The 25,115-nt window shown below is 34.8% G+C and carries 23 protein-coding genes, 2 tRNA genes and 1 riboswitch; of the genes, 14 read left to right on the plus strand and 11 right to left on the minus strand.

Annotation, left to right across the window (positions count from 1 at the left end):
* Positions 1 to 3 precede the first annotated feature (3 nt).
* Both AC1RRQ_RS05430 and AC1RRQ_RS05435 read right to left on the minus strand, forming a co-directional pair.
* Positions 4 to 74: transfer RNA gene (locus AC1RRQ_RS05430), tRNA-Gln, on the minus strand.
* 111 nt (positions 75 to 185) lie between these two features.
* A tRNA-Gln gene (locus AC1RRQ_RS05435) sits at positions 186 to 256 on the minus strand.
* 245 nt (positions 257 to 501) lie between these two features.
* Between AC1RRQ_RS05435 and AC1RRQ_RS05440 the strand changes: the two genes are divergently transcribed.
* Both AC1RRQ_RS05440 and AC1RRQ_RS05445 read left to right on the plus strand, forming a co-directional pair.
* Complete coding sequence (locus tag AC1RRQ_RS05440) at positions 502 to 3,783, plus strand: glycosyltransferase family 117 protein (RefSeq protein WP_493022006.1); 3,282 nt, start codon at positions 502 to 504, stop codon at positions 3,781 to 3,783.
* Positions 3,784 to 3,879: 96 nt separating this feature from the next.
* Positions 3,880 to 4,518, plus strand: a complete 639-nt coding sequence (locus tag AC1RRQ_RS05445) for a polysaccharide deacetylase family protein (protein ID WP_493022007.1) — start codon at positions 3,880 to 3,882, stop codon at positions 4,516 to 4,518.
* Positions 4,519 to 4,548: 30 nt separating this feature from the next.
* On the opposite strand, the gene AC1RRQ_RS05450 is transcribed toward AC1RRQ_RS05445, so the two are convergent.
* The 7 genes from AC1RRQ_RS05450 to AC1RRQ_RS05480 all read right to left on the minus strand — a co-directional run bounded on the left by AC1RRQ_RS05450 (position 4,549) and on the right by AC1RRQ_RS05480 (position 9,255).
* The gene (locus AC1RRQ_RS05450) at positions 4,549 to 4,851 is read right to left on the minus strand and encodes a thioredoxin family protein (RefSeq protein WP_493022008.1); all 303 of its coding nucleotides are present in this window, start codon (positions 4,849 to 4,851) and stop codon (positions 4,549 to 4,551) included.
* Positions 4,852 to 4,922: 71 nt separating this feature from the next.
* Entirely contained in the window at positions 4,923 to 6,158 is a 1,236-nt protein-coding gene (locus AC1RRQ_RS05455) for a metallophosphoesterase (protein ID WP_493022009.1), read from the minus strand.
* Between the two features lie 170 nt (positions 6,159 to 6,328).
* Positions 6,329 to 6,511 (minus strand): hypothetical protein, encoded by a 183-nt coding sequence (locus AC1RRQ_RS05460; protein WP_493022010.1) that lies wholly within the window; start codon positions 6,509 to 6,511, stop codon positions 6,329 to 6,331.
* A 101-nt stretch (positions 6,512 to 6,612) separates the two neighbouring features.
* Positions 6,613 to 7,950, minus strand: a complete 1,338-nt coding sequence (locus tag AC1RRQ_RS05465; RefSeq protein ID WP_493022011.1) for a sensor histidine kinase — start codon at positions 7,948 to 7,950, stop codon at positions 6,613 to 6,615.
* Between the two features lie 10 nt (positions 7,951 to 7,960).
* Positions 7,961 to 8,635 (minus strand): response regulator transcription factor, encoded by a 675-nt coding sequence (locus AC1RRQ_RS05470; protein WP_493022012.1) that lies wholly within the window; start codon positions 8,633 to 8,635, stop codon positions 7,961 to 7,963.
* A 188-nt stretch (positions 8,636 to 8,823) separates the two neighbouring features.
* Positions 8,824 to 9,006, minus strand: a complete 183-nt coding sequence (locus tag AC1RRQ_RS05475) for a hypothetical protein (protein WP_493022013.1) — start codon at positions 9,004 to 9,006, stop codon at positions 8,824 to 8,826.
* Between the two features lie 51 nt (positions 9,007 to 9,057).
* The gene (locus AC1RRQ_RS05480) at positions 9,058 to 9,255 is read right to left on the minus strand and encodes a hypothetical protein (RefSeq protein WP_493022014.1); all 198 of its coding nucleotides are present in this window, start codon (positions 9,253 to 9,255) and stop codon (positions 9,058 to 9,060) included.
* 323 nt (positions 9,256 to 9,578) lie between these two features.
* On the opposite strand from AC1RRQ_RS05480, the gene polA reads away from it, so the two are divergent.
* Positions 9,579 to 12,428 (plus strand): DNA polymerase I, encoded by a 2,850-nt coding sequence (gene polA / locus AC1RRQ_RS05485; RefSeq protein ID WP_493022015.1) that lies wholly within the window; start codon positions 9,579 to 9,581, stop codon positions 12,426 to 12,428.
* 212 nt (positions 12,429 to 12,640) lie between these two features.
* Here the strand turns inward: polA and AC1RRQ_RS05490 are convergent, their stop codons facing one another.
* Positions 12,641 to 13,666 carry a LacI family DNA-binding transcriptional regulator gene (locus AC1RRQ_RS05490; protein WP_493022016.1) on the minus strand — a complete coding sequence of 342 codons (1,026 nt, stop codon included), beginning with the start codon at positions 13,664 to 13,666 and terminating at the stop codon, positions 12,641 to 12,643.
* A 194-nt stretch (positions 13,667 to 13,860) separates the two neighbouring features.
* On the opposite strand from AC1RRQ_RS05490, the gene AC1RRQ_RS05495 reads away from it, so the two are divergent.
* From AC1RRQ_RS05495 to tsf, 6 genes are all read left to right on the plus strand, one after another.
* Complete coding sequence (locus tag AC1RRQ_RS05495; protein ID WP_493022017.1) at positions 13,861 to 14,610, plus strand: ferritin-like domain-containing protein; 750 nt, start codon at positions 13,861 to 13,863, stop codon at positions 14,608 to 14,610.
* Between the two features lie 26 nt (positions 14,611 to 14,636).
* Positions 14,637 to 15,449 carry a ferritin-like domain-containing protein gene (locus AC1RRQ_RS05500; protein WP_493022018.1) on the plus strand — a complete coding sequence of 271 codons (813 nt, stop codon included), beginning with the start codon at positions 14,637 to 14,639 and terminating at the stop codon, positions 15,447 to 15,449.
* 194 nt (positions 15,450 to 15,643) lie between these two features.
* Positions 15,644 to 16,099: a 50S ribosomal protein L13 gene (rplM, locus tag AC1RRQ_RS05505; RefSeq protein WP_026983738.1), complete on the plus strand. Its 456-nt coding sequence runs from the start codon at positions 15,644 to 15,646 to the stop codon at positions 16,097 to 16,099.
* Positions 16,099 to 16,485: a 30S ribosomal protein S9 gene (gene rpsI, locus AC1RRQ_RS05510; RefSeq protein ID WP_493022019.1), complete on the plus strand. Its 387-nt coding sequence runs from the start codon at positions 16,099 to 16,101 to the stop codon at positions 16,483 to 16,485. Before rplM ends, rpsI begins: the two co-directional genes overlap by 1 nt.
* Before the next feature lie 176 nt (positions 16,486 to 16,661).
* Positions 16,662 to 17,435, plus strand: coding sequence for a 30S ribosomal protein S2 (gene rpsB / locus AC1RRQ_RS05515; RefSeq protein ID WP_493022020.1), 774 nt, complete (start codon positions 16,662 to 16,664; stop codon positions 17,433 to 17,435).
* A gap of 138 nt (positions 17,436 to 17,573) precedes the next feature.
* Positions 17,574 to 18,536, plus strand: coding sequence for a translation elongation factor Ts (gene tsf / locus AC1RRQ_RS05520; RefSeq protein ID WP_493022021.1), 963 nt, complete (start codon positions 17,574 to 17,576; stop codon positions 18,534 to 18,536).
* A 58-nt stretch (positions 18,537 to 18,594) separates the two neighbouring features.
* On the opposite strand, the gene AC1RRQ_RS05525 is transcribed toward tsf, so the two are convergent.
* Entirely contained in the window at positions 18,595 to 20,658 is a 2,064-nt protein-coding gene (locus AC1RRQ_RS05525; RefSeq protein ID WP_493022022.1) for a M3 family metallopeptidase, read from the minus strand.
* Positions 20,659 to 20,822: 164 nt separating this feature from the next.
* Between AC1RRQ_RS05525 and AC1RRQ_RS05530 the strand changes: the two genes are divergently transcribed.
* The 5 genes from AC1RRQ_RS05530 to thiC all read left to right on the plus strand — a co-directional run bounded on the left by AC1RRQ_RS05530 (position 20,823) and on the right by thiC (position 25,093).
* Entirely contained in the window at positions 20,823 to 21,503 is a 681-nt protein-coding gene (locus tag AC1RRQ_RS05530; protein WP_493022023.1) for a queuosine precursor transporter, read from the plus strand.
* A complete protein-coding gene (locus tag AC1RRQ_RS05535; RefSeq protein WP_493022024.1) occupies positions 21,500 to 22,117 on the plus strand; it encodes a hypothetical protein in 618 nt (205 codons plus the stop codon). The genes AC1RRQ_RS05530 and AC1RRQ_RS05535 overlap by 4 nt, the downstream gene beginning before the upstream one ends.
* Positions 22,117 to 22,680 carry a DNA-3-methyladenine glycosylase I gene (locus AC1RRQ_RS05540; RefSeq protein ID WP_493022025.1) on the plus strand — a complete coding sequence of 188 codons (564 nt, stop codon included), beginning with the start codon at positions 22,117 to 22,119 and terminating at the stop codon, positions 22,678 to 22,680. Before AC1RRQ_RS05535 ends, AC1RRQ_RS05540 begins: the two co-directional genes overlap by 1 nt.
* A gap of 107 nt (positions 22,681 to 22,787) precedes the next feature.
* A riboswitch (TPP riboswitch) is annotated at positions 22,788 to 22,884 on the plus strand.
* A gap of 66 nt (positions 22,885 to 22,950) precedes the next feature.
* Positions 22,951 to 23,157: a sulfur carrier protein ThiS gene (thiS, locus tag AC1RRQ_RS05545; protein WP_056208122.1), complete on the plus strand. Its 207-nt coding sequence runs from the start codon at positions 22,951 to 22,953 to the stop codon at positions 23,155 to 23,157.
* Between the two features lie 112 nt (positions 23,158 to 23,269).
* Positions 23,270 to 25,093, plus strand: coding sequence for a phosphomethylpyrimidine synthase ThiC (thiC, locus tag AC1RRQ_RS05550; protein WP_493022026.1), 1,824 nt, complete (start codon positions 23,270 to 23,272; stop codon positions 25,091 to 25,093).
* Positions 25,094 to 25,115 lie beyond the last annotated feature (22 nt).

Raw genomic sequence — 25,115 nt, forward strand, 5'->3', positions numbered from 1 at the left:
ATGTTGGTCTACTAGGACTCGAACCTAGAAAGACTGCACCAAAAACAGTTGTGTTACCATTACACCATAGACCAGCAATGCTGTTAAGCGGGTGCAAAATTAAACCTTTATTTAGTTTATGCAAATTTTTTAGCGATTTTTTTTCGCATAAAAAAAAGCCTCTCATTTCTGAGAGGCTTTTTATGTTGGTCTACTAGGACTCGAACCTAGAAAGACTGCACCAAAAACAGTTGTGTTACCATTACACCATAGACCAGCAGTGCTGTTAAGCGAGTGCAAATTTAAGGTTTTATTTAGTTTGCGCAAACTTTTTGATCAAAAAAAATCAAAAAAAATGTTTTTTTTCACTTTAAAATCACAACCATTCTCAAAAACACCTTATAACCAACACATTAATCTTAACACATAGTTTTATAGAATTTTTTGTTAATGCTCGTTTCTTTACATAAAAAAACATTTTCTTTGTAGGATTGAAAACATACAAAATTTTAACACCTAAATATGGCACAATTCAATTTCAATAAATGGAATACAATTATTGGTTGGTTTGCATTTGCAATCGCTTTAATTACTTACACACTAACTGTTGAACCTACAATGAGCTTTTGGGATTGTGGCGAGTACATTGCCACAGCAGCTAAACTTGAAGTTGGCCACCCTCCCGGAGCACCTTTATTCCAAATGATGGGCGCATTCTTTGCCATGTTTGCAATAGATGCCCAGCATGTAGCCGTAATGGTTAATATGATGTCTGTTTTTTCTAGCGCATTTACAATTTTATTCATGTTTTGGTCTTCTTCTATGATTTTAAAGAAAATCGTGGCTCGTTTTGCCGATATTGACCAAAACAATTCAATTGTTATTTTAGGAAGTTCTTTCGTTGGAGCTTTAGCTTATACTTTCTCTGACAGTTTCTGGTTTAATGCTGTCGAGGCCGAAGTTTACGCAATGGCTTCTCTTTTAATCGCATTACTTTTCTGGCTTGGATTACGCTGGGAACAAGATATGGACAAACCAAAAGGCAACAAATGGTTATTAATCATTTCTTTGGTTGTTGGTCTTTCTTTTGGAGTTCACTTTATGGCTTTATTAACCATTCCTTCAATTGGATTTCTTTATTATTTTAAACATTACGAAAAAGTTACCATCAAAAACTTCCTTATCGCAAATGTTGTTGTAATTGGAATTTTGTTGTTTATCTTCAAATTATTACTGCCTTTAACAATGGCATTCTTTGGTAAAACCGAAATATTCATGGTCAATAGTTTAGGATTGCCATTTAATTCCGGAACTATTTTTGTGACCTTATTATTAATTGCTTTTTTCTATTTCGGATTAAAATTCACCAAGCAAAAAGGATTAATTTTCTATAACACTATCATCCTTTGTACCTTATTTATATTAATTGGTTTCTCTACCTGGATGATGCTTCCTGTTCGTGCAAATGCCAATACAGTAATTAATGAAAATAAACCATCAGATGCTGCCGAGGTTTTAGCCTACTACAATCGTGAACAATATGGTGTAAATCCATTATTCTACGGTCCTCAGTATACTGAAGTTTTTGCCGGTCTTGATGCTAAAACTCCGTATTTAGACAAGAAACCTAACTACGAAAGAGACGATAAAACTGGTAAATACATCATTACCAATAACTATAAAAATGCAGAACAAAACAGCGACGACAATCAAAAAGCAATTCTGCCAAGAATGTGGAGTACCGAAACCGGACACATTCAAAACTACATCAGCTTTACAAATCCGCCAAAATTCAGAATCAATCCTAATTATGATTACGAAGATGATTTAGGAAAATACGGAATCGATGCCAGCCAGTTAAGCGAAGAAGAATACAACAAGGCTATAGCACAACTTCGTAACGAAGTTGAAAAAACAGTTTCTGAATTCAGACATGCATTTGCTCAAAAACAAATCGACAACGAAGGTTATGTAAAATTCTTAAAAAGCTACGGCGAATATTTAATTATCGAAAAACCTACCACGGTTGATAATTTCAGTTTTATGTTCGAATACCAATTTGGATATATGTACTGGAGATATTTAATGTGGAATTTCGTTGGACGCCAAAGCGATGTTCAAGGAAAATACGACAACTTAGACGGAAACTGGATCAGCGGTATCAAAGCTTTAGATTCACTTCATTTAGGTTCACAAGACAATTTACCATCTGACGTTTTAAATAATAAAGGAAGAAACGTTTACTTTTTCCTTCCGTTCATCTTAGGTTTAATTGGATTAATGTACCATGCTAATAAAGATCTTAAAAGTTTTTATGTGCTTTTAGCTTTATTCTTATTCACTGGAATTGCGCTGAAAATTTACCTTAACGAAAGACCTTTTGAACCTCGAGAAAGAGATTATGCTCTTGTAGGATCATTTTATGTCTTTGCCATCTGGATAGGTTTTGGAGTTTATTCTTTATACGAAAGCCTTCAAAAATACATTGCTCCAAAAATTGCAGGACCAGCTATTATTGCTGCAAGTTTATTAGCTGCACCAGTTTTAATGGCATCTCAAAACTGGGATGATCACGACAGATCTAACAGATATACAGCTGTTGCAATGGCAAAAGCATACTTGAGTTCATGCGATAAAGATGCGATTTTATATACCATTGGAGACAACGATACCTTCCCGCTCTGGTATGCACAGGAAATTGAGCATTTCAGAACCGATGTTAAGATCGTAAACACCAGTCTTTTCATGACGGATTGGTATATCGACCAGATGAAAGCAAAATCATACGAATCTGACCCTCTGCCAATATCATTTACACACGATCAATATGTTGGGGATAAACTAGATTATGTAGCTCATATTCCAAAAATTGAAACACGTTGGAACATTAAAGATTTTATTGATTTTATTAAAAATCCAAAATCGACTGTAGGTTTACAAAATGGGCAGACTATCCATTTTTATCCAACAAATAAAATTAGAGTTAACGTTGATAAAAACACCATTATCAAGAACAAAGTAGTGAACGCCAGATATAATGATTCAATTGTTCCGTATATGGATATTGACATTAAAGGAAGTGCTCTTTACAAAAACAGATTAATGATGCTTGACATCTTGGCTAATAACAACTGGAAACGTCCAATTTACTTTAGCGGAGGAGCTTTTGATGATGAAGATTATTTATGGCTGAAAGACTATCTGCAATTAGACGGTATGGTTTACAAATTAGTTCCTATTAAAAACACGCCTTCTAAAAATGGCGGACCAATGGATATGGGGCAAATTGATGCCGATAAAATGTATGATATCGTAATGAAATGGGATTGGGGTAACAGCGAAAGCGAAAAAATCTATCACGATCCGGAAACAAGAAGAAACAGTATTACGTACCGTACCAACTTATCTCGTTTAATGAACGAGCTTATTGCCGAAGATAAAATTGATAAGGCTAAAAATGTTATCAATCTGGCAATGACAAAAATGCCTGTAGATAAATACGGTTACTACTCTTTAGTTGAACCATTTGCCGGAGGTTATTATAAAGTTGGAGAAACTGCCAAAGCACACGCTTTATTAGACAAGCTGGTTAATAAATACAGAGAAAATCTGGATTATTATAAAACTTTAAGCGGTTCAGATCAAACTGATTTAGCAATTGATATCATTACCGATATTGAGCGTTACAGAAGCTTATTACATGTTATGAAAGAAAACAACGACAAAGCTTTCTACGAAAAACACAAAACAACATTCAACACTTATGTGAACATTTTTGAGCGTTTTGGACGCGAAAAGGAATAACATAATATACGAAAATTATATTGATTAAAAAAATGCAGTGCTTCTTGATAAAAAGCGCTGCATTTTTTATTTTTACGTATCGTTAAATCAGTTAAAATGAGCTTCTATTGGGTAAAAACTAATTCATTCATTAAAAAGGTATTTTCTAAATATTGTTGGGATATTCCAAACAACGAAAAGAAAATATACTTAACGTTTGATGACGGCCCTACTCCAGAGATTACAGACTGGGTTTTATCTGAATTAAAAAAGTTTGATGCAAAAGCCACTTTCTTCTGCATTGGAAAAAACATTAAGGCCAATTTATCTTTATTCGAGAAATTAATTACAGACGGCCACTCTATTGGAAACCACACCATGAACCACGTAAATGGCTGGAAAATCCATACTAATGAGTATATCGAAAATGTAAATAATTGCGCAAAAGTACTGGAAGAAGAAATAAACACCAATCGTTTATTGTTCCGTCCGCCGTATGGAAAAATCAAAAAAGCACAATCTAAAATTTTACGAAAACTAGGCTATAAGATCGTTATGTGGGATGTTTTAAGTGCCGATTTCGACCAAAGTATAACGCCCGAAAAATGCCTTGAAAATGTTACTAAAAATGTAAAATCAGGAAGCGTAATTGTATTTCATGACAGCATAAAAGCATCACCAAATTTAAAATTCGCCCTGCCAAAAACACTGCATTTTTTAAAAGAAAATGGGTATAAGTTTGATATCATCCACTAGAACCTGAACAATATCTTATTTTAGAAGTTTTTATACGTCGAATTGTTCCTGAACAATTCCTATAAGAGTATTTGCATCAAGTTCTCCGGATTGTCTCCAGATCATTTGTCCTTCCTTGTATATCATTAAAGTCGGAAGGCCTTTAATTCGTAATGCTTCGGCTAATTCTTGATTTTTATCGACATCAATTTTAATTACCTTAGCCTTATCGCCAAGTGCCGCCGCAACATCCTTAATTACCGGATGCATCAATACTGATGATTCGTTCCAATCTGTGTAGAAGTCAATTAACACTGGAACCTGAGCATTTATAAGTTCTCCAAATTTTGACATAAAACCAAAAATTTAATTCTTTTAATCTATTAAAAAGAGATAATTAATACAAATGTAGCATTTTTAACGAATTAAGCCACATTCTCGCCTTTTTTTAGTTCAATCACAGTGATTTCAGGCATAATACCAACTCTTCCGGGATAAGCATGAAAACCAAACCCTCGGTTTACATAAACGTACCTTCCGGCCTCTTCGTATAATCCCGCCCATTGTTTGTAAATATATTGGGCAAGACTCCATTTAAAATAACCCGGAATTTCAATTCCAAACTGCATTCCGTGTGTGTGGCCTGCTAAAGTTAAATGGAAGTTTTTAGGATGTTTTTTTACTTCATATTCCCAATGGCTTGGATCGTGGCTCATTAAAACCTTAAAATCATCTTTATGAAGATTCTCTGAAGCTTTATTTAAATCGCCTGCTTTTTTAAAATTAGCTCCCCAGTTTTCAACACCTACCAAAGCAATTTTATCCGCCCCTTTATGAATGTATTTATTTTCATTCAGCATTAAGTCGAAACCTATTTTACCATAAAGGCTTTTAATTTCGGCAAAATTTTCATCTTTTTCTTTTTCAGAAGGCCAGGTTACATATTCCCCGTAATCATGATTTCCTAAAACAGCAAATTTCCCGTATTTGTATTCTTTTATTCTATTAAAAGTTTCCAGCCACGGATGCATTTCTTTTGCATGCGTATTTACAATATCTCCGGTAAACAAAATCATGTCTGCTTCCTGATCGTTAATTAAATCAATTGCATAATTAATTTTCTCAGGATTATCAAAACTGCCACTGTGAACATCTGAAATCTGCGTTATTTTAAAACCGTCAAATTCATCCGGAAGATCCGGAAAATATACCGTTTGCTTAAATACTTTAAAATTATATTTTCCTTCAAAAATTCCGTAAATCAAAGACAAGAAAGGAACTGCAGCTAAACCTAAAGCGATCTGGCTTACAAACTTTCGTCTCTCCGGCATCATCTCTTTTCGAGGTGCATTATAAATAAAATAATTTAAGATACTTGCCCCTATTCTAATAATATCTTCTCCAAACATTACTAAGGTAAGAACAATTTTTGGCACATACACCAAAAGCATCAACCCTGTAGTAAACATAAATTGTTTAGTTTGTCCTACAGAACGGTCAACCTGAGAAAATGAATAGACAATAAATAGCAGAATAAGCAGACTTATAACCTGATAACTAACTAAAACCCATCTAATTTTAATTAAAGTGCGAAAGGCTTGATAGGAATAGAACTCAATAAATATAAAAAGAGCACATAGAATTACAAAACGAAGGATCATTATTTACAGTTTTAAGCAAAGTAACAAAGAAAGGAAATTTTATCGCTTTTTATTATCAAAAATTTAACTCAAAAATAGTAAAAGCCGACAGATTTCTCTATCAGCTTTTACAACCAAATTATTTAAAACCTTTAGTCTACAACTAAGCCTATTACTAAACTTATATCGTGTTATTTTTGCGCTTTTGCAGCTTCTGGCTTAGCCTCAGCTTTTTTCGCTTTTTTATCTGCTTTTTTATCTTTTTTAGGAGCTTTTGCTTCTTTTGCCGGCGCTGCTTGAGCTGGAGTTGTTTGAGCACTTACCATTGCAGTTGTTCCTAAAACTGCTACTGCTAATAAAACTAATTTTTTCATGATTGTAGATTTTTGATTATTATTTCATTATTTATACCTCAAAGATATAATCAGTAAATGAAGACAAAATGAAGATTGGATCAATCTGAAAAAATTAACACTTAATTGTGTTTTGAGGTCTCTGGAAACAACAAAGTAAAAGTTGTTCCTTCGTTTATAACAGAGTCAACTTTAATTTCAATATGATGAAAACCTGCAATACTTTTGGCAATAGCAAGTCCCAGCCCCTGACCCTCCTGATCTGAACTTACTCTGGCAAAACGGTTAAAGATGTTTTCGATTTGAGATTCGCTTAAACCAATTCCGGAATCTGCAATTGAAATAAAATAATGATTATGCAAAAAGCCGTCAGAAACCATAATATTTCCATCGGGTTTATTATACTTAATCGCATTGGTAACCAAATTATAAATCAGAATATGAATTAAAGTTTTATTTCCGGTAAAGGCAAAATCATGTTCTATAGTATTAACGAACTGAATGCCTTTGTCCTCAATACGATCCTGAAGATCTTCCTGAAGATCATTTATTATTTCTTTCAGACAAATATTTTCGTTAGCCGCGTATTGATTGTTTTCAATTCGTGAAATCAGCAATAGATTATTGATAATTTTTTTCAGCATATCCAATGTCTTTAAAGAACCCGCAATTTTATCTACCGCATTATCATCCAAAGAATCATTTTGAAGTAAATTTTCGAGTTTATTTTTTAATAAAGCAATTGGCGTAAGCAATTCATGAGAAACATTAGATATAAATTGTTTTTCTTTTTTAAAAAGTTCTCCGATACGATCCATCATTTGGTTTAAAACCAAATCTAATTCTCTAAAATCTCTCGACTTTGCATTTATAGGTGTATGATCAAAAACTTCAGGCTCATTGACCCGCCTTATTTTAGTATCGATAATTTTATAGAATGGTTTCAGCAAATATTCGATATAAAAAGTATCTGCCAAAAAAGTGACTAAAAGAATTACAACCAAAACCACAATAATAAACAGCTTAATAATAAAAGTAAGGTCTTTTACTTCGCTCAAACTGCTTCCTATTTCGAGTTGGTAATTTACATTTCCATAGGTAAAATGATGCTGCAGGATTCGGTATTCATTTTCCTCTCCTTCAATAATTCTATATTCGTTACTAAAAGTTGTTCTTTTCTTATGAGGATTTAAAGAAGCCTTAGAAAGCACTAAAAACTCGCTGTGAAGTGTAGAAAACTGCGAATAGGTTTCGGTAGAATCGTCTTCATTTTCAATAAAATCATTAATTTCCTGTTGATTTAAGTGATCAATGAATTTTGTTTTCTTTTCAATCAATCCATTATTAATATGCCTGTAAACCACATTTTCGACCAAAATAGGAAGCATAAGCCATAAAACCAAAATAACCAACAATCTTGTTAGTGCATTAAATATGGCCAATTGATGTTTTATCTTCACAAAAATCTATTTATTCATTAATACGATAACCCACATTTCGAACGGTTTCAAACCAATCGATCGCAGTATGTTTGTCTAATTTTTTTCGAAGATTTCGAACATGTACATCTATAAAATTAGAATCGGAATTGATCTCGAGAATATCTCCCCAAATATGTTCTGTTAACTGCAGTCTGGTAATTACCCTGTTTTTGTTTAAAACCAAATACTGAAAAATATCAAATTCTTTTTTGGTTAAACTTACCGGCACTTCGTTAAAACTCACTTTATAATCCTGAAGCTGTAATAAGAATCCGTGAATGCTTAAATTATTTAAAGTAAATCCATGAATACGTCGAATTACAGCAAACAATCTCGCCGCCAGTTCTGTCAAGGCAAAAGGTTTGGTTAAATAATCATCGGCACCTAAATGAAGTCCGTTTATTCTATCGTCCAGTTCCCCTCTCGCCGTTAGTACAATTACCGCAATTTTAGATTTTGTTTTTCTAATGGTCCGCAAAACCTCAAAACCATCTCCGTCAGGCAAACCCAGATCAAGCAGCATAACATCATAATCATTACTTCCAAACTCCTCAAGAGCATCGGCACAATTATTTGCAATTTTACAAATATAACCCGCATTGCACAGAAAGTCGTAAACCTCTACAGCAAGTTCCTTATTATCTTCAACAATCAAAACGTTCATAAACATGGCTTTTAAGCGTTACTAAAATTAATGAATTATCAAAAGTCCTGTCACGCATTATTAAAAAATTAACGAATAAAAAAAAGCTGACAAATTTCTTCATCAGCTTCCTTCAATCGCATTCTTCATAATCATTATTCCTGTTTTGCCTTCGTTACAATGCTTCGAAAACAAAACGAGAGTAATTGTTATTTTTTCACGGCTGCGGTTTCTTCTTTTGGAGTTTCAGCTTTTGCTTTTTTATTTGCTTTGTGATGGTGTTTTGTAGCTTTCACCTCTTTCGCAGGAGCTGCTTGAGCTGGAGTTGTTTGTGCACTTACCATTGCAGTTGTTCCTAGAACCGCTGCTGCTAATAAAACTAATTTTCTCATGACTTTAAATTTTTAAATTAATTAACCTTTATACCTAAATTATTTTTTTGTTTATTTTTTTACTTTTGCTGTTTCCGCTTTTGGAGCTTCACTTTTTTCTGATTTTACTTTTTTATCAGATTTGCTTTTTGGATGTTTTGTGGCTTTTACTTCTTTTGCAGAAACTGTTTTACCATCTTTTGCAGGAAACGCATGAACCATTGCGCTTGTTCCCAAAACTGCCACTAATAACATCAATAAATTTCTCATGATTTCTAAGATTTAAATTAAATACCTTTTATTTTACAGATCAAAAGTACCCTCACAAAATGAAGACAGAATGAAGAAAAGCCTGAATAAAAAATTTTAACTTGATATTAACGCTTCGCGGGTTTTCTACCATATAAGGTATATAAGTTCATTTAAACATTCACCAATAATCATATTATAATGAATATGAGGCGTACTGCAGTGCACCTCTACAGGTTACACATCGCTAAATTGAACTTATATACCTTATATGGTAAAAAATTTCTTTTTTGATTAATTTTTGAGACCTCAATTGTTTATTTTTACAGACTAATAATTTTTATATGTCGACTCAAAAACGCCTTTTTCTTCTAGATGCTTATGCATTAATTTTTCGCGGCTATTATGCCTTTATAAAAAACCCGCGAATTAACTCAAAAGGAATGGATACATCTGCAATTATGGGTTTTATGAACTCACTTTTAGATGTTATTAAAAGAGAAAAACCAGATCATTTGGCCGTTGCTTTTGATAAAGGCGGAAGCCACGTAAGAACCGAAATGTTCGTTGAATATAAAGCCAACCGCGATGCAACGCCGGAAGCTATTAAAATTGCCGTGCCGTATATTCAGGAATTATTAAAAGCCATGCACATTCCTATTATTGAAATAGAAGGCTGTGAAGCCGATGATTTAATTGGAACAATTGCCAAACAAGCCGAAAAACAAAATTATAAGGTTTACATGGTAACACCTGATAAGGATTTTGCGCAATTGGTTTCTGAAAATATATTTATGTACAAACCAGCCCGAATGGGTAACGGAATCGAAATTTGGGGAATTCCTGAGGTATTAGCAAAATTTGAAATCGAAAGACCTGAGCAGGTAATAGATTTTCTTGGAATGATGGGTGACGCCGTAGATAATATTCCGGGATTACCCGGAGTTGGTGAAGTGACTGCCAAAAAATTCCTGAAAGAATTTGGAACCATGGAAAACCTTTTAGAAAATACCCATTTGCTAAAAGGAAAAATGAAAGAGAATATCGAAGCCAACAAAGAGAAAGGTATTTTATCTAAAAAACTGGCAACCATTATTTGCGACTGTGATGTTGTATTTAATGAAGACGACTATGAACTTTCGCGCCCTGATATCGAAAAAACCGATGCTATTTTTCAGGAATTAGAGTTTAGAAGAATGGCCGAACAGTTTGATAACTTGTTTAAAGTGGGAGGCGGAAATGAATTAGCTTCAACTCCGGCTCAAGATGCCAAACTATACAAAAAACCACAACCAAAGAACGAAGACCAATTTGATCTTTTTGGCGGAGACGGCACAACTCTTGACGAAAGCGCCGAAGCAGCGAGAAATTCATTTTATAATACCTTAGAAAATACAGAACATTCGTATCAGACTATTCAGGGAGATTTAGGAATTAAACTGCTTTTACAAAATTTACAAAAACAAACTTCTGTATGTTTTGATACCGAAACTACAGGAATTGACGCTTTGCACGCAGAACTTGTGGGAATGTCTTTCTCTTATGAAAAAGGAAAAGCCTTTTATGTTCCGTTTCCGGAAAGTCAGGAAGAAGCAAAAATTTTAGTAGACAAATTTGTTCCGTTTTTTGAAAATGAAAACATCGAAAAAATTGGACAGAATTTAAAATACGATTTAAAAATCCTTGCTAATTACGGCGTTACGGTAAAAGGAAAACTTTTTGACACCATGATTGCGCATTATTTGATTAATCCGGATATGCGTCATAATATGGATATTTTAGCCGAAACATATTTAAAATATTCTCCAAAATCAATTGAAACCTTAATTGGTAAAAAAGGAAAAAATCAGCTTTCGATGCGCGATGTTCCTTTAGAAGATATTAAAGAATATGCTGCCGAAGATGCCGATATTACACTGCAATTAAAAGAAATCTTTACAACAGAATTAGATAAAACAGAAACTAAAAAGTTATTTGATGAAATCGAAATTCCGTTAGTAAGCGTTTTAGCTGCAATGGAAACTGAAGGAATTCGTCTGGATGTTGATTTCTTAAAACAAATGTCTGGAGAGATGGAAATTGAAATCAAATCTCTTGAAGAACAGATATACGAAACTGCCGGAGAAAAATTCAATCTTGCCTCACCAAAACAATTAGGAGATATCTTATTTGATAAACTTAAAATTGGCGGCGCAAAGCAAAAGAAAACCAAAACCGGCCAATATGCAACCGGAGAAGAAGTTTTAACTTATTTAGCCAACGACAATCCAATTGTAAAACAAATTTTGGACTGGCGTCAAATGGTAAAATTACAAAGCACTTATATCCTGGCACTGCCGGAGCAAGTAGATAAAAAAACATTACGTGTTCATACAGATTATATGCAGACGGTTGCTGCAACAGGACGTTTGAGTTCTAATAATCCGAACTTGCAAAACATCCCGATTCGTACTGAAAGAGGACGACAAATTCGTAAAGCTTTCGTTGCCCGCGATGAAAACCATACCCTAATTTCTGCCGATTACTCTCAAATTGAATTAAGAATTATCGCTGCTTTGAGCGGTGAGGAAAACATGATTAAAGCGTTCCAAAACGGAGAAGACATTCACAGGGCTACTGCAGCAAAAGTTTTTGATGTTGCCTTAGAAGAAGTTTCACGCGAACAAAGAAGTAATGCCAAAACAGTAAACTTCGGAATTATATATGGTGTTTCTGCTTTTGGATTAAGTAATCAGACTTCATTGTCTCGAGGCGAAAGCGCTGCTTTGATCGATGCTTATTACAAAACATATCCAAGATTAAAATCATACATGCAGGATCAGGTTGATTTTGCGCGTGAAAACGGTTATGTACAAACTATTTTAGGTCGTCGTCGTTATTTAAAAGACATCAATTCTGCCAATGCCGTTGTAAGAAGTGCCGCTGAACGAAATGCCGTAAATGCGCCAATTCAGGGAAGTGCTGCCGATGTTATTAAAATCGCGATGATTAACATCTACAAAAAATTACAAGACGAAAACTGGAAATCCAAAATGTTACTTCAGGTTCATGATGAGCTTGTGTTCGATGTTCACAATGATGAAATCGAAAAAATCCAGCCTATGATTAAACACGAAATGGAAAATGCTTTTAAAATGGCAGTTCCGTTAGAAGTTGAATTAGGTTTAGGCAAAGACTGGTTAGAAGCGCATTAATTATTTTAGATTTCTGATTGTTGATTTTAGATTTCTGAATTAACAATAAACGCAATCTTGTCATTGCGAGGAACGAAGCAATCTCACTAAATAATGATATAACGTTCCTTCATCAAATGTGGTTGCTTCGTTCCTCGCAATGCAAAAATTAGATATAAAAAAAAGGACTGTTCTTCAAACAGTCCTTTTTTTTATAGATTATATTTTAACGACTAAGCTTTTCTAGTCGATTCTCTTTCTTTCAATTTTGTTTTGATCACGATCGTTTCGTAATCTGAAGTCTCGCCTTCCGGTTCTTCTAACCTTTCGATTAGTTTTTTTGCCGCAACTTCTCCAATTTCAATTCCGTGCTGGCTTACTGTGGTTAAACTTGGAGACAAACGTCTTGAAGCCAAAATTCCATCGGCAAAACCAATTATCGAAATATCTTCCGGTACTCTAAATCCTTTTTTCAAACTTACCCTTAAAGCGGCAACTGAATCATTTTCATCTAAAGCAAAAATCGCATCAATTTTGTTATCAAAAATCGCATCTATTTTAGATTTCATATCATCTTCAGAATCGGTACGAAGGATAATTTTTTCGTTTACCGGAATATTATTGTCTTTTAAAGCTTTTAAATATCCATCAGCTCTTAGTTTCCCTACACTTAAATTATCTACAGAAGAAATTAAGGCGATATTTTTACAGCCTAAATTAATTAAATGCTGTGTTGAGTTTAAAGCAGAATCAAAATCATCTACCACAACTTTATCACAATCTACTTCATCTGCAATACGGTCAAACATTACAATTGGAGTTCCGTCGCTGATAATAGCCGAGAAATGATTGTAATCTTGCAGCTTTTGAGCTTCCTCAGAAACCGAAAGAATAAATCCGTCGATCGTTCCGTTGCTTAACATTTCCAGCGTATGAACTTCTTTCTCTAAAGATTCGTTCGAAATACACGTAATTACATTATATCCTTTTTTATCGGCCACTTTTTCGATGCCGCTAAAAACCTTAGCAAAAAAAGAGTTCAATATATTAGGTATAATTACCCCAATAGTTTTGGTTTTACGATTTTTTAAATTCAGACCAATAACATTCGGTTTATAATTTTTGAGTTTGGCATACTCCTTAATCTTCACCTTCGTCTGCTCACTTATTTCCGGACTGTCATTCAATGCTTTAGACACCGTAGACACAGAAACACCTAGTTCCTTCGCAATTTGTTTTAGAGTTGCTTTAGCTTTCATCTAATAAAAGTTTATGTAATTAATACAAATATAGTAGAATTACCGAAAATAAAACAAAAAACTACTGCTACTATTTCAAATCATAAGGTCTTTTCGAAATAATACTCACAAACATCGATTATTTAAAACCGACCTTACTAAAATTTCGTTAATACCTTAATACAATGTTATTAACCTTAATAAAAACCTAGATTATGAAAAACGAAGTTAAAATTCATGAAGTTGACCCTTCATTGGATAGCAGAAGGAGCTTTCTTAAGCTCAGTGGACTAACATTAGTTACCGCAGGTTTGGTTTTAGCTGGATGCAGCAATAATGATGACGACGACAACAAAATGGAAGATAATTCTTTACCGGGTGTCAGAAATGGTGTTTTTGACTTAGGCTCCGGAGACTTTGGTGTTCTTTCTTATGCCTATGCTTTAGAGCAATTAGAAGCAGATTTTTACACTAAAGTTGTAAATGCCTCAAATTTCAATACTGTATTTAATGACACTGAACGTCAAGTTCTAACAGACTTATACCATCATGAAGTAATTCACAGAGACTTTTTTAAAGCCGCTTTAACAGGCGCGCTTCCGGATCCAAGCTCTCAATTACTTCCTTCATTGGCCTTTAGCTACGGTTCTTTAAATTTTAACAGTCGTACTGAAGTTTTAGCTACCGCAAAAGCACTTGAAGATACAGGCGTTGCCGCTTATAATGGAGCTGGCCGACTTATTAAAAGTGCCGATTATTTATTATTAGCCGGAAAAATTGTTTCTGTAGAAGCCAGACATGCTTCTGCAATTCGAAGTTTAATTAATCCAAATTCAAAAGATTTTGCAGGCGATGATATCGTAAGCGCTTCAACTGGGTTAGATGCAGCAAAAGATCCTTCAAAAATTCTGCCTGTTGCAGCCGGATTTATTACAACAAAATTCACAGCCAAATATTTACCTTAATCTTAACTAGCTAAAACTTAGAAATTATGAATATTTTAAAATTTATAGAATCCTTTACTGATGATAATTTAATGAACAGCACTGGTTCAAGAAGAGACAGTTTTACTCAGTTTGGGAATATCGGAAAAAATCTGGCATTAGCATCAATCCCTTTCGGATTATCGGCTCTTACTGGTAAAGCATTTGCAAAAGATATCACAGCAACACCTGCAACTCCTATTGGAGCTTTGCAATTTGCGCTTACATTAGAATATCTTGAAAACGAATTCTATGCCATGGCATTAGATTCTGGCGTTATCCCGGCTTCCGAAAATGGCGGACGCGATTTAAAAGTTTTTCAACAAATATCAGCACACGAATCAGACCACGTTGCTTTTTTAATTGCAGGACTGGGCGGTACAATGAGCCCTAACTTTGTTCCAAAACCCACTTTTGACTTTACTGTTGGAGGTGCATTTAATCCTTTTGGAGATTACCCAACCTTTTTAGCATTGGCTCAAGCCTTTGAAGACACAGGAGTTAGAGCTTATAAAGGACAAGCAGCAAACTTAATCTCTAAACCAGATTTATTAACTGCCGCTTTACAAATTCATTCTGTTGAAGCACGCCATGCTTCTGAAGTTCGCCGACTGCGCGGTTTAAAAGGATGGATCTCTAATGCCGAAAGAGGTGCCGGTATGCCCGCGGCAACTCAGGCGGTATACGATGGCGAAGGAGTAACTATTCAGGCCGGATTCAATACAGCCAGTGCTTTTGGCGCTGCTGCAGGCTCAGAAGCTTATGATGAACCACTTACGACACAACAAGTAGTCGATATTGCAAATATTTTTATTGTTTAGACACAAAAATATTTCAAATATTAAACCAGCTTCGCGTTATTGTGGAGCTGGTTTTTTTATGATTTTAAAAATAAAAACTGAGAGCCTGATTTTCAGGATATAAAATATTCTTTTCAGGTATTTGGTTTTAAAATAATTAATTGTACTTTTGCATCCCCTTTATTGGGGATGGAATGTTTAATTAAAATAATATTATGGACGCATTAAGCTACAAGACAATTTCAGCTAGCAAAGCCACTGTAACTAAAGAGTGGATTGTTGTTGATGCAGAAGGTCACAACTTAGGTCGTCTTGCTTCAAAGGTTGCGATGATCTTAAGAGGTAAGTACAAGCCAAGTTACACACCGCACGTTGACTGTGGAGATAACGTAATTGTTATCAACTCAGAAAAAATTAACCTTACAGGTACAAAAATGAACGACAAAATTTACATGCGTCATACAGGTTACCCAGGAGGACAAAGAACTTTAACTGCTAAAGTATTGCAATCTAAAAACCCTGCATTATTAGTAGAAAAAGCTGTAAAAGGAATGTTACCTAAAAACAAATTAGGAGCTGAACTTTTTAGAAATCTAAATGTTGTTGTAGGTGCTGAGCATACTCACGGAGCTCAAAAACCTAGAACTGTTAACCTAAACGATCTTAAGTAATGGGAGTTATTCACAAAATCGGTAGAAGAAAAACCGCTGTTGCACGTGTATATGTTTCTGAAGGAACAGGAAAAATCACTGTAAACAAAAAAGAATTCGCAACTTACTTTCCAACTGCAACTTTACAATACAAAGTTTTACAACCATTATCTATGACAGAAAATGCTAGTAACTTTGATGTAAAAGTAAACGTTTACGGAGGTGGTTCAACTGGTCAGGCAGAAGCTGTAAGAATGGCTATCGCACGTGCAATGTGTGAAGTAAACATTGAAAACAGAGGAATCCTTAAACCAGAAGGTTTATTAACAAGAGATCCAAGAATGGTTGAACGTAAGAAATTCGGTCAGAAGAAAGCTCGTAAGAGATTCCAATTCTCTAAACGTTAATATTACCTGTCTTGTTCAAATAGGACAAGACATTATCAATTATTTATTGAAATTAAAAAACACAGTTATTGTTGCTCTCCTATCGAGGTAGGACATAGTTTAGCATCTAAATGTATAAAGCCAGAGAAATCGCCATTTATACATTGCTAATCAACAGAACGTAAACTAGTACAAAAATGGCAAACAAAATAGAAGTAAAAGAATTACTAGAAGCAGGTGTTCACTTCGGACACATGACTAGAAAATGGGATCCAAACATGGCTCCTTACATTTATATGGAGCGTAATGGTATTCACATTATCAATCTATATAAAACTGCAGCTAAAATTGAAGAAGCTAACGAAGCTTTGAAAAAAATCGCTGCATCAGGTAGAAAAATTTTATTCGTAGCTACCAAAAAACAAGCAAAAGACATCGTTGCTGATAAAGCAAAAGCTGCAAACATGCCTTACATCACTGAAAGATGGCCAGGTGGAATGCTAACTAACTTCGTAACTATCAGAAAGGCAGTTAAAAAAATGTCTTCTATTGATAAAATGAAGAAAGATGGTACTTTCATGACGTTATCTAAAAAAGAGCGTTTGCAAGTTGATCGTTTACGTGCTAAATTAGAGAAAAACTTAGGTTCAATTGCTGATATGTCTAGACTACCTGCAGCATTGTTCGTAGTAGATATCAAAGCTGAACACATCGCAATAAAAGAAGCACAAAAATTAAACATTCCAGTTTTCGCAATGGTTGATACGAATTCTGACCCAAGAGAGGTTGATTACGTAATTCCAGCAAATGATGATGCTTCTAAATCAATTGACAAAATTTTATCTTTAGTGACTACTGCAGTAATCGAAGGTCTTTCTGACAGAGGTTCTGAAAAAGAAACTGAAGCTGCTGCTGAAGAAGCTGCTCCTGCTGTTGAAGCTGAGGCTGCTGCTCCTGCAACTGAAGAATAAAACAAATTTTAAATTCCAAATTTTAAATTCCAAATTCCAAATACAAAATTAAAAACGTTATGTTGATAATTTAATAAAATTGGAGTTTGGGATTTAGAAGATGGAATTTTTACTTTTAACATTAAAATTCAAAATATTATGGCAACAATTACTGCTGCAGACGTAAATAAATTAAGACAATCTACAGGTGCCGGAATGATGGACTGTAAAAAAGCTTTAGTTGAGGCTGATGGAGATTTCGATAAAGCGATACAAGTCCTTAGAGAAAAAGGACAAAAAGTTGCTGCTAACCGTTCTGACCGTGAGTCTTCTGAAGGAGCTGCTGTTTCTTTTATCAATGCTGACAATACTAAAGGAGCTATCATCACTTTAAACTGCGAAACTGATTTCGTAGGTAAAAACGAAGCTTTCGTAACTTTAGCTAAAGATTTAGTTGAAAGAGCTATTAACTTCTCTACTAAAGAAGAATTCTTAGCTTCAGATTTCAACGGAATTACTGTTGCTGAAAAATTAATCGAACAAACTGGAGTTATCGGAGAAAAAATCGAAATCGGTGGTTTTGAAATTTTAGAAGGTGCTTTTGTTGGATCTTATGTTCACGTTAACAAAATTGCTGCATTAACTGCAATTTCTGCTGTAATTCCTAACGCTGACGTTTTAACTAAAGATGTTTCTATGCAAGTTGCTTCTATGGGAGCTGATACATTATCTTACAAAGATTTTGATCCTGCTTTCGTTGAATCTGAACTGGCTGCTCGTATTGCTGTAATCGAAAAAGATAATGAAGAAGCAAAACGTTTAGGAAAAACTTTAAAAAATGTTCCTAAATATATTTCTTTCTCTCAATTAACTGAAGAAGTTTTAAAACAAGCTGAAGAAGATGCTAAAGCTGAATTAAAAGCTGAAGGTAAGCCAGAGCAAATTTGGGACAAAATTATCCCAGGAAAAGTTCAACGTTTTATCTCTGATAACACTACTTTAGATCAAGAGAAAGCTCTTTTAGATCAAAACTTCATCAAAGATGACAGTAAAAAAGTTGGTGATTACGTAAAAGGATTCAATGTTGAAATTACAGGTTTCAAAAGAGTTACTTTAGGTTAATATATTATTTTTTCAATATTAAAAAGCCCGAATATTATATATTCGGGCTTTTTTATTTCTAGTTCTCAACTGGAAAATTTCTGGCTCTCATCAACGCATCTGATTGCGGCGCATGACCTCTGAAATTTTCATACATTTCTTCATTATCAATCGTATTTCCAACACTCAAAACGGTATCATATAGTCGTTTCGATACTTTTTTATCAAAAGGCCCATCCCCTTCCAAAAATGCTTCATAAGCATCAGCATTAATTACATCTGCCCATAAATAGCTGTAATATCCCGCCGCATATCCATCACTAGAAAAAATATGGGCAAACTGCGGAATTCTGTGTCGCATCACAATTTCTGACGGCATATTAATTTCACTCAACACTTCTCTTTCAAATTTATGAGGATCAATTGTTTCAGTTGTCAAATGTAATTTCATATCTACAAAAGAACTTGAGATCGTTTCTACAGTTGCAAAACCTTCATTAAAATTAGCCGCTTTGGCGATTCGTTCTACTAATGATTGAGATAAGGGCTCATTTGTTTTATAATGAAGCGCAAATTTATTCAACACCTCTGGAGCTGCCAGCCAATGCTCTAATAATTGAGAAGGAAACTCCACATAATCTCTGGCTACAGAAGTTCCGGATAAACTTGGATACGTAACATTGGAACACAAACCATGCAGTGCATGCCCAAATTCGTGAAACAAAGTTGTCGCATCATCCCAGGAAATCAAAACAGGCTCATCAGCTTTTCCTTTTATAAAATTGCAATTATTAGACACAATTGGAAGCACATTTCCGGCTGCTTTCTGCTGGTCACGATGCGAATTCATCCACGCACCTGATCGTTTCCCAATCCGCGCATAAGGATCAAAATACCATAACCCTATTGGTTTACCTGTATTTTTATTATTTACCTCCCAAACTCGAACATCTGAATGATAAACAGGAACATCAAATAATTGCTTAAAGCCTAAATCAAACAACTCACCCGCAGTCCAGAACATTCCTTCGCGCAAATTCTCTAACTGTAAATATTGTTTTATTTCATTTTGATCTAAATCATATTTGGCTTTTCGAACCTTTTCGGCATAATAACGATAATCCCAAGGCTGAATTTTAAAATTACCGCCTTCTTCATCAACCATTTGCTGCATAGCCGAAACATCGCTTTTTACTTTTTCAACTGCCGGTGTCCAGACAGACTCCATTAAATCTAAAGTTTTCTGTGGGTCTTTGGCCATTTTATTAGACAAACTCCATTCGGCAAAATTCTTAAATCCTAAAAGCTGTGCCTTCTTTGCTCGTAATTGCAAAATCGAAACAAGCGTTGCATTGGTATTATTTGCATTCTCGTTATCGCCTCGTTTTACAAAAATGTCGAATGCTTTTTCTCTTAAATCTCGTCGGTCTGAGAAAGTTAAAAACGGTTCTATCGAAGATCTTGTATTACCAATGCATGCTAAAACAGTCAATTTTCTTTCTTTAGCCTCAGCAATTGCCGCGTCTTTAAATTCTTCCGGCAAACCTTCCAAATCAGCTGCAGATTTCAGTTCTAAAAACTGATCATTTTCTTCGGCCAGTAATTTTTGACTGAAAAGCGTAAAAAGTCCGGCCAGCTGCTGGTTAATTCCGGCTACTTCTTTTTTATCTTCGGCATTTAATTCCGCTCCTTCACGAACAAAATCAGTATAATAAAGCCAAAGTAAACGCTGCTGTTCTTCATTTAATTTTTTACTATCTTCAGATTTATATAGTTTCTCAATTCTGGAAAACAGCTTTTCATTTTGATATAATTTATCGCTGATTTCTGCCAGTTTTGGTGACATTTCAGTATCAACTACATTAAACTCAGGACTGCTTAAATTAGATCTGTAAATTCCGTAAACAGCATGAATTCGGTCTAGTTTCTTACCCGAAAGTTCTAAAGCTGCAATTGTATTCTCAAAAGAAACTTCTTCCGGATTACTAGCAATTGCTTCAATTTCATTCAGTTTTTCTTCAATAGCAAACTCAATTGCAGGTTTAAAATCAGAAATTTTATATTTTGTAAAATCCGGAACACCACCGTAAGGCCCTTCCCATTCCTGAAGAAGCGGATTTTCTAAATCAATTTGTTTTTTCATAATAAAATGCATTAATGTATTTCTATCCTGATTATTTTCAATAAAAGAAATAGAGACAGATTCTCAAAATTAACCAATCGGGAGCAAACTTCAAACGAACTCATTAATCCATTTCGAACATTTGAAGAAATAGCTTAAATTTGAATCATCATAACCAAAATAACATGTTTAAAACCCGAAAAGAAATTGTATTCGTAATTCTAGCCGGAATATTCATAACGAATGCCGTTGTTGCAGAGCTTATTGGAGGAAAATTAATTCAGATTGGCCCTTTTGTAATGAGTATAGGTATTTTGCCCTGGCCGATTGTTTTCCTGACAACCGATTTAATTAATGAATACTTTGGCGAAAAAGGAGTAAAAAAACTCTCTTTTATCACCGCTTGTTTAATTGCTTATGCTTTTCTGATTTTATTCATGGCTATTGTAATTCCCGCTGCAAAAGGAATAAGTCCCGTTAATGATGAACAATTTGAAGCCGTATTTGGCCAGAGTATGTGGATTATTTTCGGAAGTATTATCGCTTTTATGGTTTCGCAGTTAATAGATGTAAGCGTTTTTTGGTTCTTTAGAAAACGCACAGGACACAAAAAAATATGGCTGAGAACAACAGGCTCAACCGTAATATCGCAGTTATTTGACTCTTTTATTGTACTTGGAATCGCATTCTGGCTTCCGGGAAAAATTGATTTCGACACTTTTATTTCTTCGGGACTAATTGGATATACATTTAAATTATCAATTGCTATTCTGCTTACTCCTGCTATTTATTTAGGACATCATTTAATTAAAAAATATTTAGAAAAAGACGATCTCCAAAAAGAAAAAGAGGATTTACAAGAATGAGAAATTATAAAATATACTTTGTAATACTATTAACTTTTATAGGCTGTTCTAAAGATGTTAAAAAGCAAATAGAGAACGTCACAGATAAGATCTCAAATAAAATAGAAACTATCTCAGAAAGTACTGCAGAAACTGTAAAAGAATACAAAAATTCAATTGTAGATAAAATTACAACAACTGAACTTCCTCAAAATAAACAAACTGTAAATGACAGCATTACAGCTGTTGAAATTGAAAACGAAAAATTTTTAGGAATTACTTCTTTCAAAAAACTTATATCAGAGTGTAAAACCGGAGAAACTTTAACTCAAAAGGACCTTATTGAAAATCATAATATTCCTGCAGAGGGAATAAAATTAATTAAAAGCATTACCAAAACGGCTGAAGATGAAATTGAAATAAAATGGAAATCGACTTGGTTTATTGAAAGAATTTCAGATGCAAAATTTACCGATGCTAAAATGAAAATCAAGTTTGAAGCCAATAAAATGTATACATCCGGGAAGGCTATCGGAATTAAATACAAAAAGAAAGTCTACACTGATCTTATCATCATTGGAACAAAAGCTTATATACCAAGCGTAAAAGGTTATCACTGGAAAATTGGAAAATAATGGAACAAATAAGATGCGGCTGGTGTTCAGCAAGTGATTTATATAAAAAATATCATGACGAAGAATGGGGCGTTCCAGTTTACGACGATGCTTCTTTATTTGAATTTTTAATTCTTGAAACTTTTCAGGCTGGCTTAAGCTGGATCACCATTTTAAACAAAAGAGAGAATTTTAGAAACGCATTTGATCATTTTGATTATAAAAAAATCGCCAATTACTCCGAAAATAAAATCGAAGAATTACTTCAAAATACAGGAATTATCCGCAACAAACTGAAGGTTAGATCTGCCGTTACAAACGCGCAGGCTTTTATGAAAGTTCAGGAAGAATTTGGAAGTTTTTCAGATTACATTTGGAAATTTACCGATGGAAAACCTATTGATAATAATCCGAAAACGTTAAAAGATGTTCCCGCTACAACCCCTCTTTCTGATGCTATAAGCAAGGATTTAAAAAAACGAGGATTTAAATTTGTAGGTTCAACCGTTATTTACGCTCACATGCAGGCAACCGGAATGATGAACGATCATATTGAGGACTGCTTTACCCGAAAGAGGAAATAGTCGCAGTTTCCAGTGGCAGTTTACAGTTTTTTAAGCTTAATATATCCAGTTAAAGACTGAAAACTGAAAACTGAGACTGAAAACTTTAAAAAAAACATTATATTTGCTTCACACTTTAGGGGTGTCTACAACATGTAGGCTGAGATTTTACCCTCTGAACCTGATCTAGTTCATACTAGCGTAGGGAAAAGTAAGATGACTTCTGCGCGCATTTCTATGCGTTCTTGCAGCCATTCCTAAAGTATACTATATACTAAATTCAAAAAAGGAATGGAACTAAAAATCAATCAACAAACAAAACATTTCAATGCTGAATCGCTAAGCGTTCAATCATTGCTCGATCTCGAAATTCCGCACAAACAAAACGGAATCGCCGTTGCTATTAACAACACCGTTGTTCCAAAAATCAAATGGAACGAATTCCTCGTACAAGAAACTGACGAAATTTTGATTATTTCTGCCACACAGGGGGGATAAAGGTTAAAATTCCAAATTTAAAATTCCAAATTCCAATTATACGCTGGATGTAGACGCACTGCAGTGCGTCTCTACAATAACTCATAACTTATAACTTATAACTTCTTTTCCCATGACAACAGAAGAACAAATCTCCAGAACCCCATTTCCGAATTCTAAAAAAGTTTACATCGATGGCGAAATCCATCCTATAAAAGTGGCGATGCGTGAGATTCATCTTAGCGACACAAAACTTTCTAATGGCGGTATTGAGAAAAATCCGCCTGTAACGGTTTACGATACTTCCGGCCCATACACTGATCCGAATGTTGAAATTGACATTAGAAAAGGATTGCCACGCTTACGCGAAAGCTGGATTCTGGATCGAAATGATGTTGAAATTTTAAGCGAAATCACATCAGATTACGGACAAAGCCGACTACAAGATGAAAGTCTGAATCATCTTCGATTTGAATATTTACATCAGCCAAAGCGTGCTAAAAAAGGCGCAAATGTTACGCAATTATACTACGCCAAACAAGGAATTATTACGCCGGAAATGGAATATATTGCCATTCGCGAAAACCAGCGTATTGAACTTTTAAATGAGCAGACCAAAGCCATGCAATGCCAGCACGGAGGCCATAGTTTTGGAGCCAATACACCTAAAAGCAAAATCACTCCGGAATTCGTTCGCTCTGAAGTTGCCTGCGGAAGAGCTATTATTCCAAACAACATCAACCATCCAGAAAGCGAACCTATGATTGTAGGTCGTAATTTCTTGGTAAAAATTAATGCTAATATTGGGAATAGTGCTGTAACATCGAGCATTGAAGAAGAAGTTGAAAAAGCCGTTTGGGCCTGTCGCTGGGGTGCCGATACCATTATGGATTTGTCTACCGGAAAAAATATTCATGAAACAAGAGAATGGATTATTAGAAATTCACCTGTTCCAATTGGAACCGTTCCAATTTATCAGGCTTTAGAAAAAGTAAAAGGAATTGCCGAAGATTTAACTTGGGAAATTTTCCGTGATACTTTAATCGAACAGGCAGAACAAGGTGTTTCGTATTTCACAATCCACGCCGGAGTTTTACTTCGTTATATTCATTTAACCGCAAATCGCGTTACCGGAATCGTTTCGCGTGGCGGATCTATTATGGCAAAATGGTGTTTGTTTCATCATAAAGAAAACTTCCTGTACACCCATTTTGAAGAAATCTGCGAAATCATGAAACAGTATGATGTTGCTTTTTCTTTAGGAGATGGTTTACGTCCGGGCTCAATTGCCGATGCCAACGATGCTGCTCAATTCGCTGAGTTAGAAACATTAGGAGAATTAACTAAAATTGCCTGGAAACACGATGTTCAGGTTTTTATTGAAGGCCCGGGACACGTACCAATGCACATGATCAAGGAAAACATGGACAAACAATTGGAACATTGCCATGAAGCACCATTTTATACTTTAGGCCCTTTAACTACAGATATTGCACCAGGTTACGATCATATCACATCGGCAATTGGAGCCGCTATGATTGGCTGGTACGGTTGTGCAATGCTGTGTTATGTAACGCCAAAAGAACACCTTGGTTTACCGAATAAGAAAGACGTTAAAGACGGTGTGATTACTTATAAAATTTCAGCACATGCTGCAGATTTGGCAAAAGGTCATCCGGGAGCGCAATATCGAGACAATGCTTTGAGTAAAGCTCGTTTCGAATTCCGTTGGGAAGATCAGTTTAATCTAGCCTTAGACCCTGATACAGCAAGAGAATTTCACGATGAAACACTTCCTGCAGACGGTGCAAAAGTGGCACACTTCTGTTCCATGTGCGGACCAAAATTCTGCTCTATGAAAATATCTCAGGAAATTAGAGATGTCGCTGCCGCAGAAAAAGGAATGCAGGAGAAATCAGAAGAGTTTATCGAACAGGGGAAAGAGATTTACATCTAAAAGAGAATAGAGGCAAGATTAT

This window comes from Flavobacterium sp. GW821-FHT12A05, from assembly GCF_058807735.1.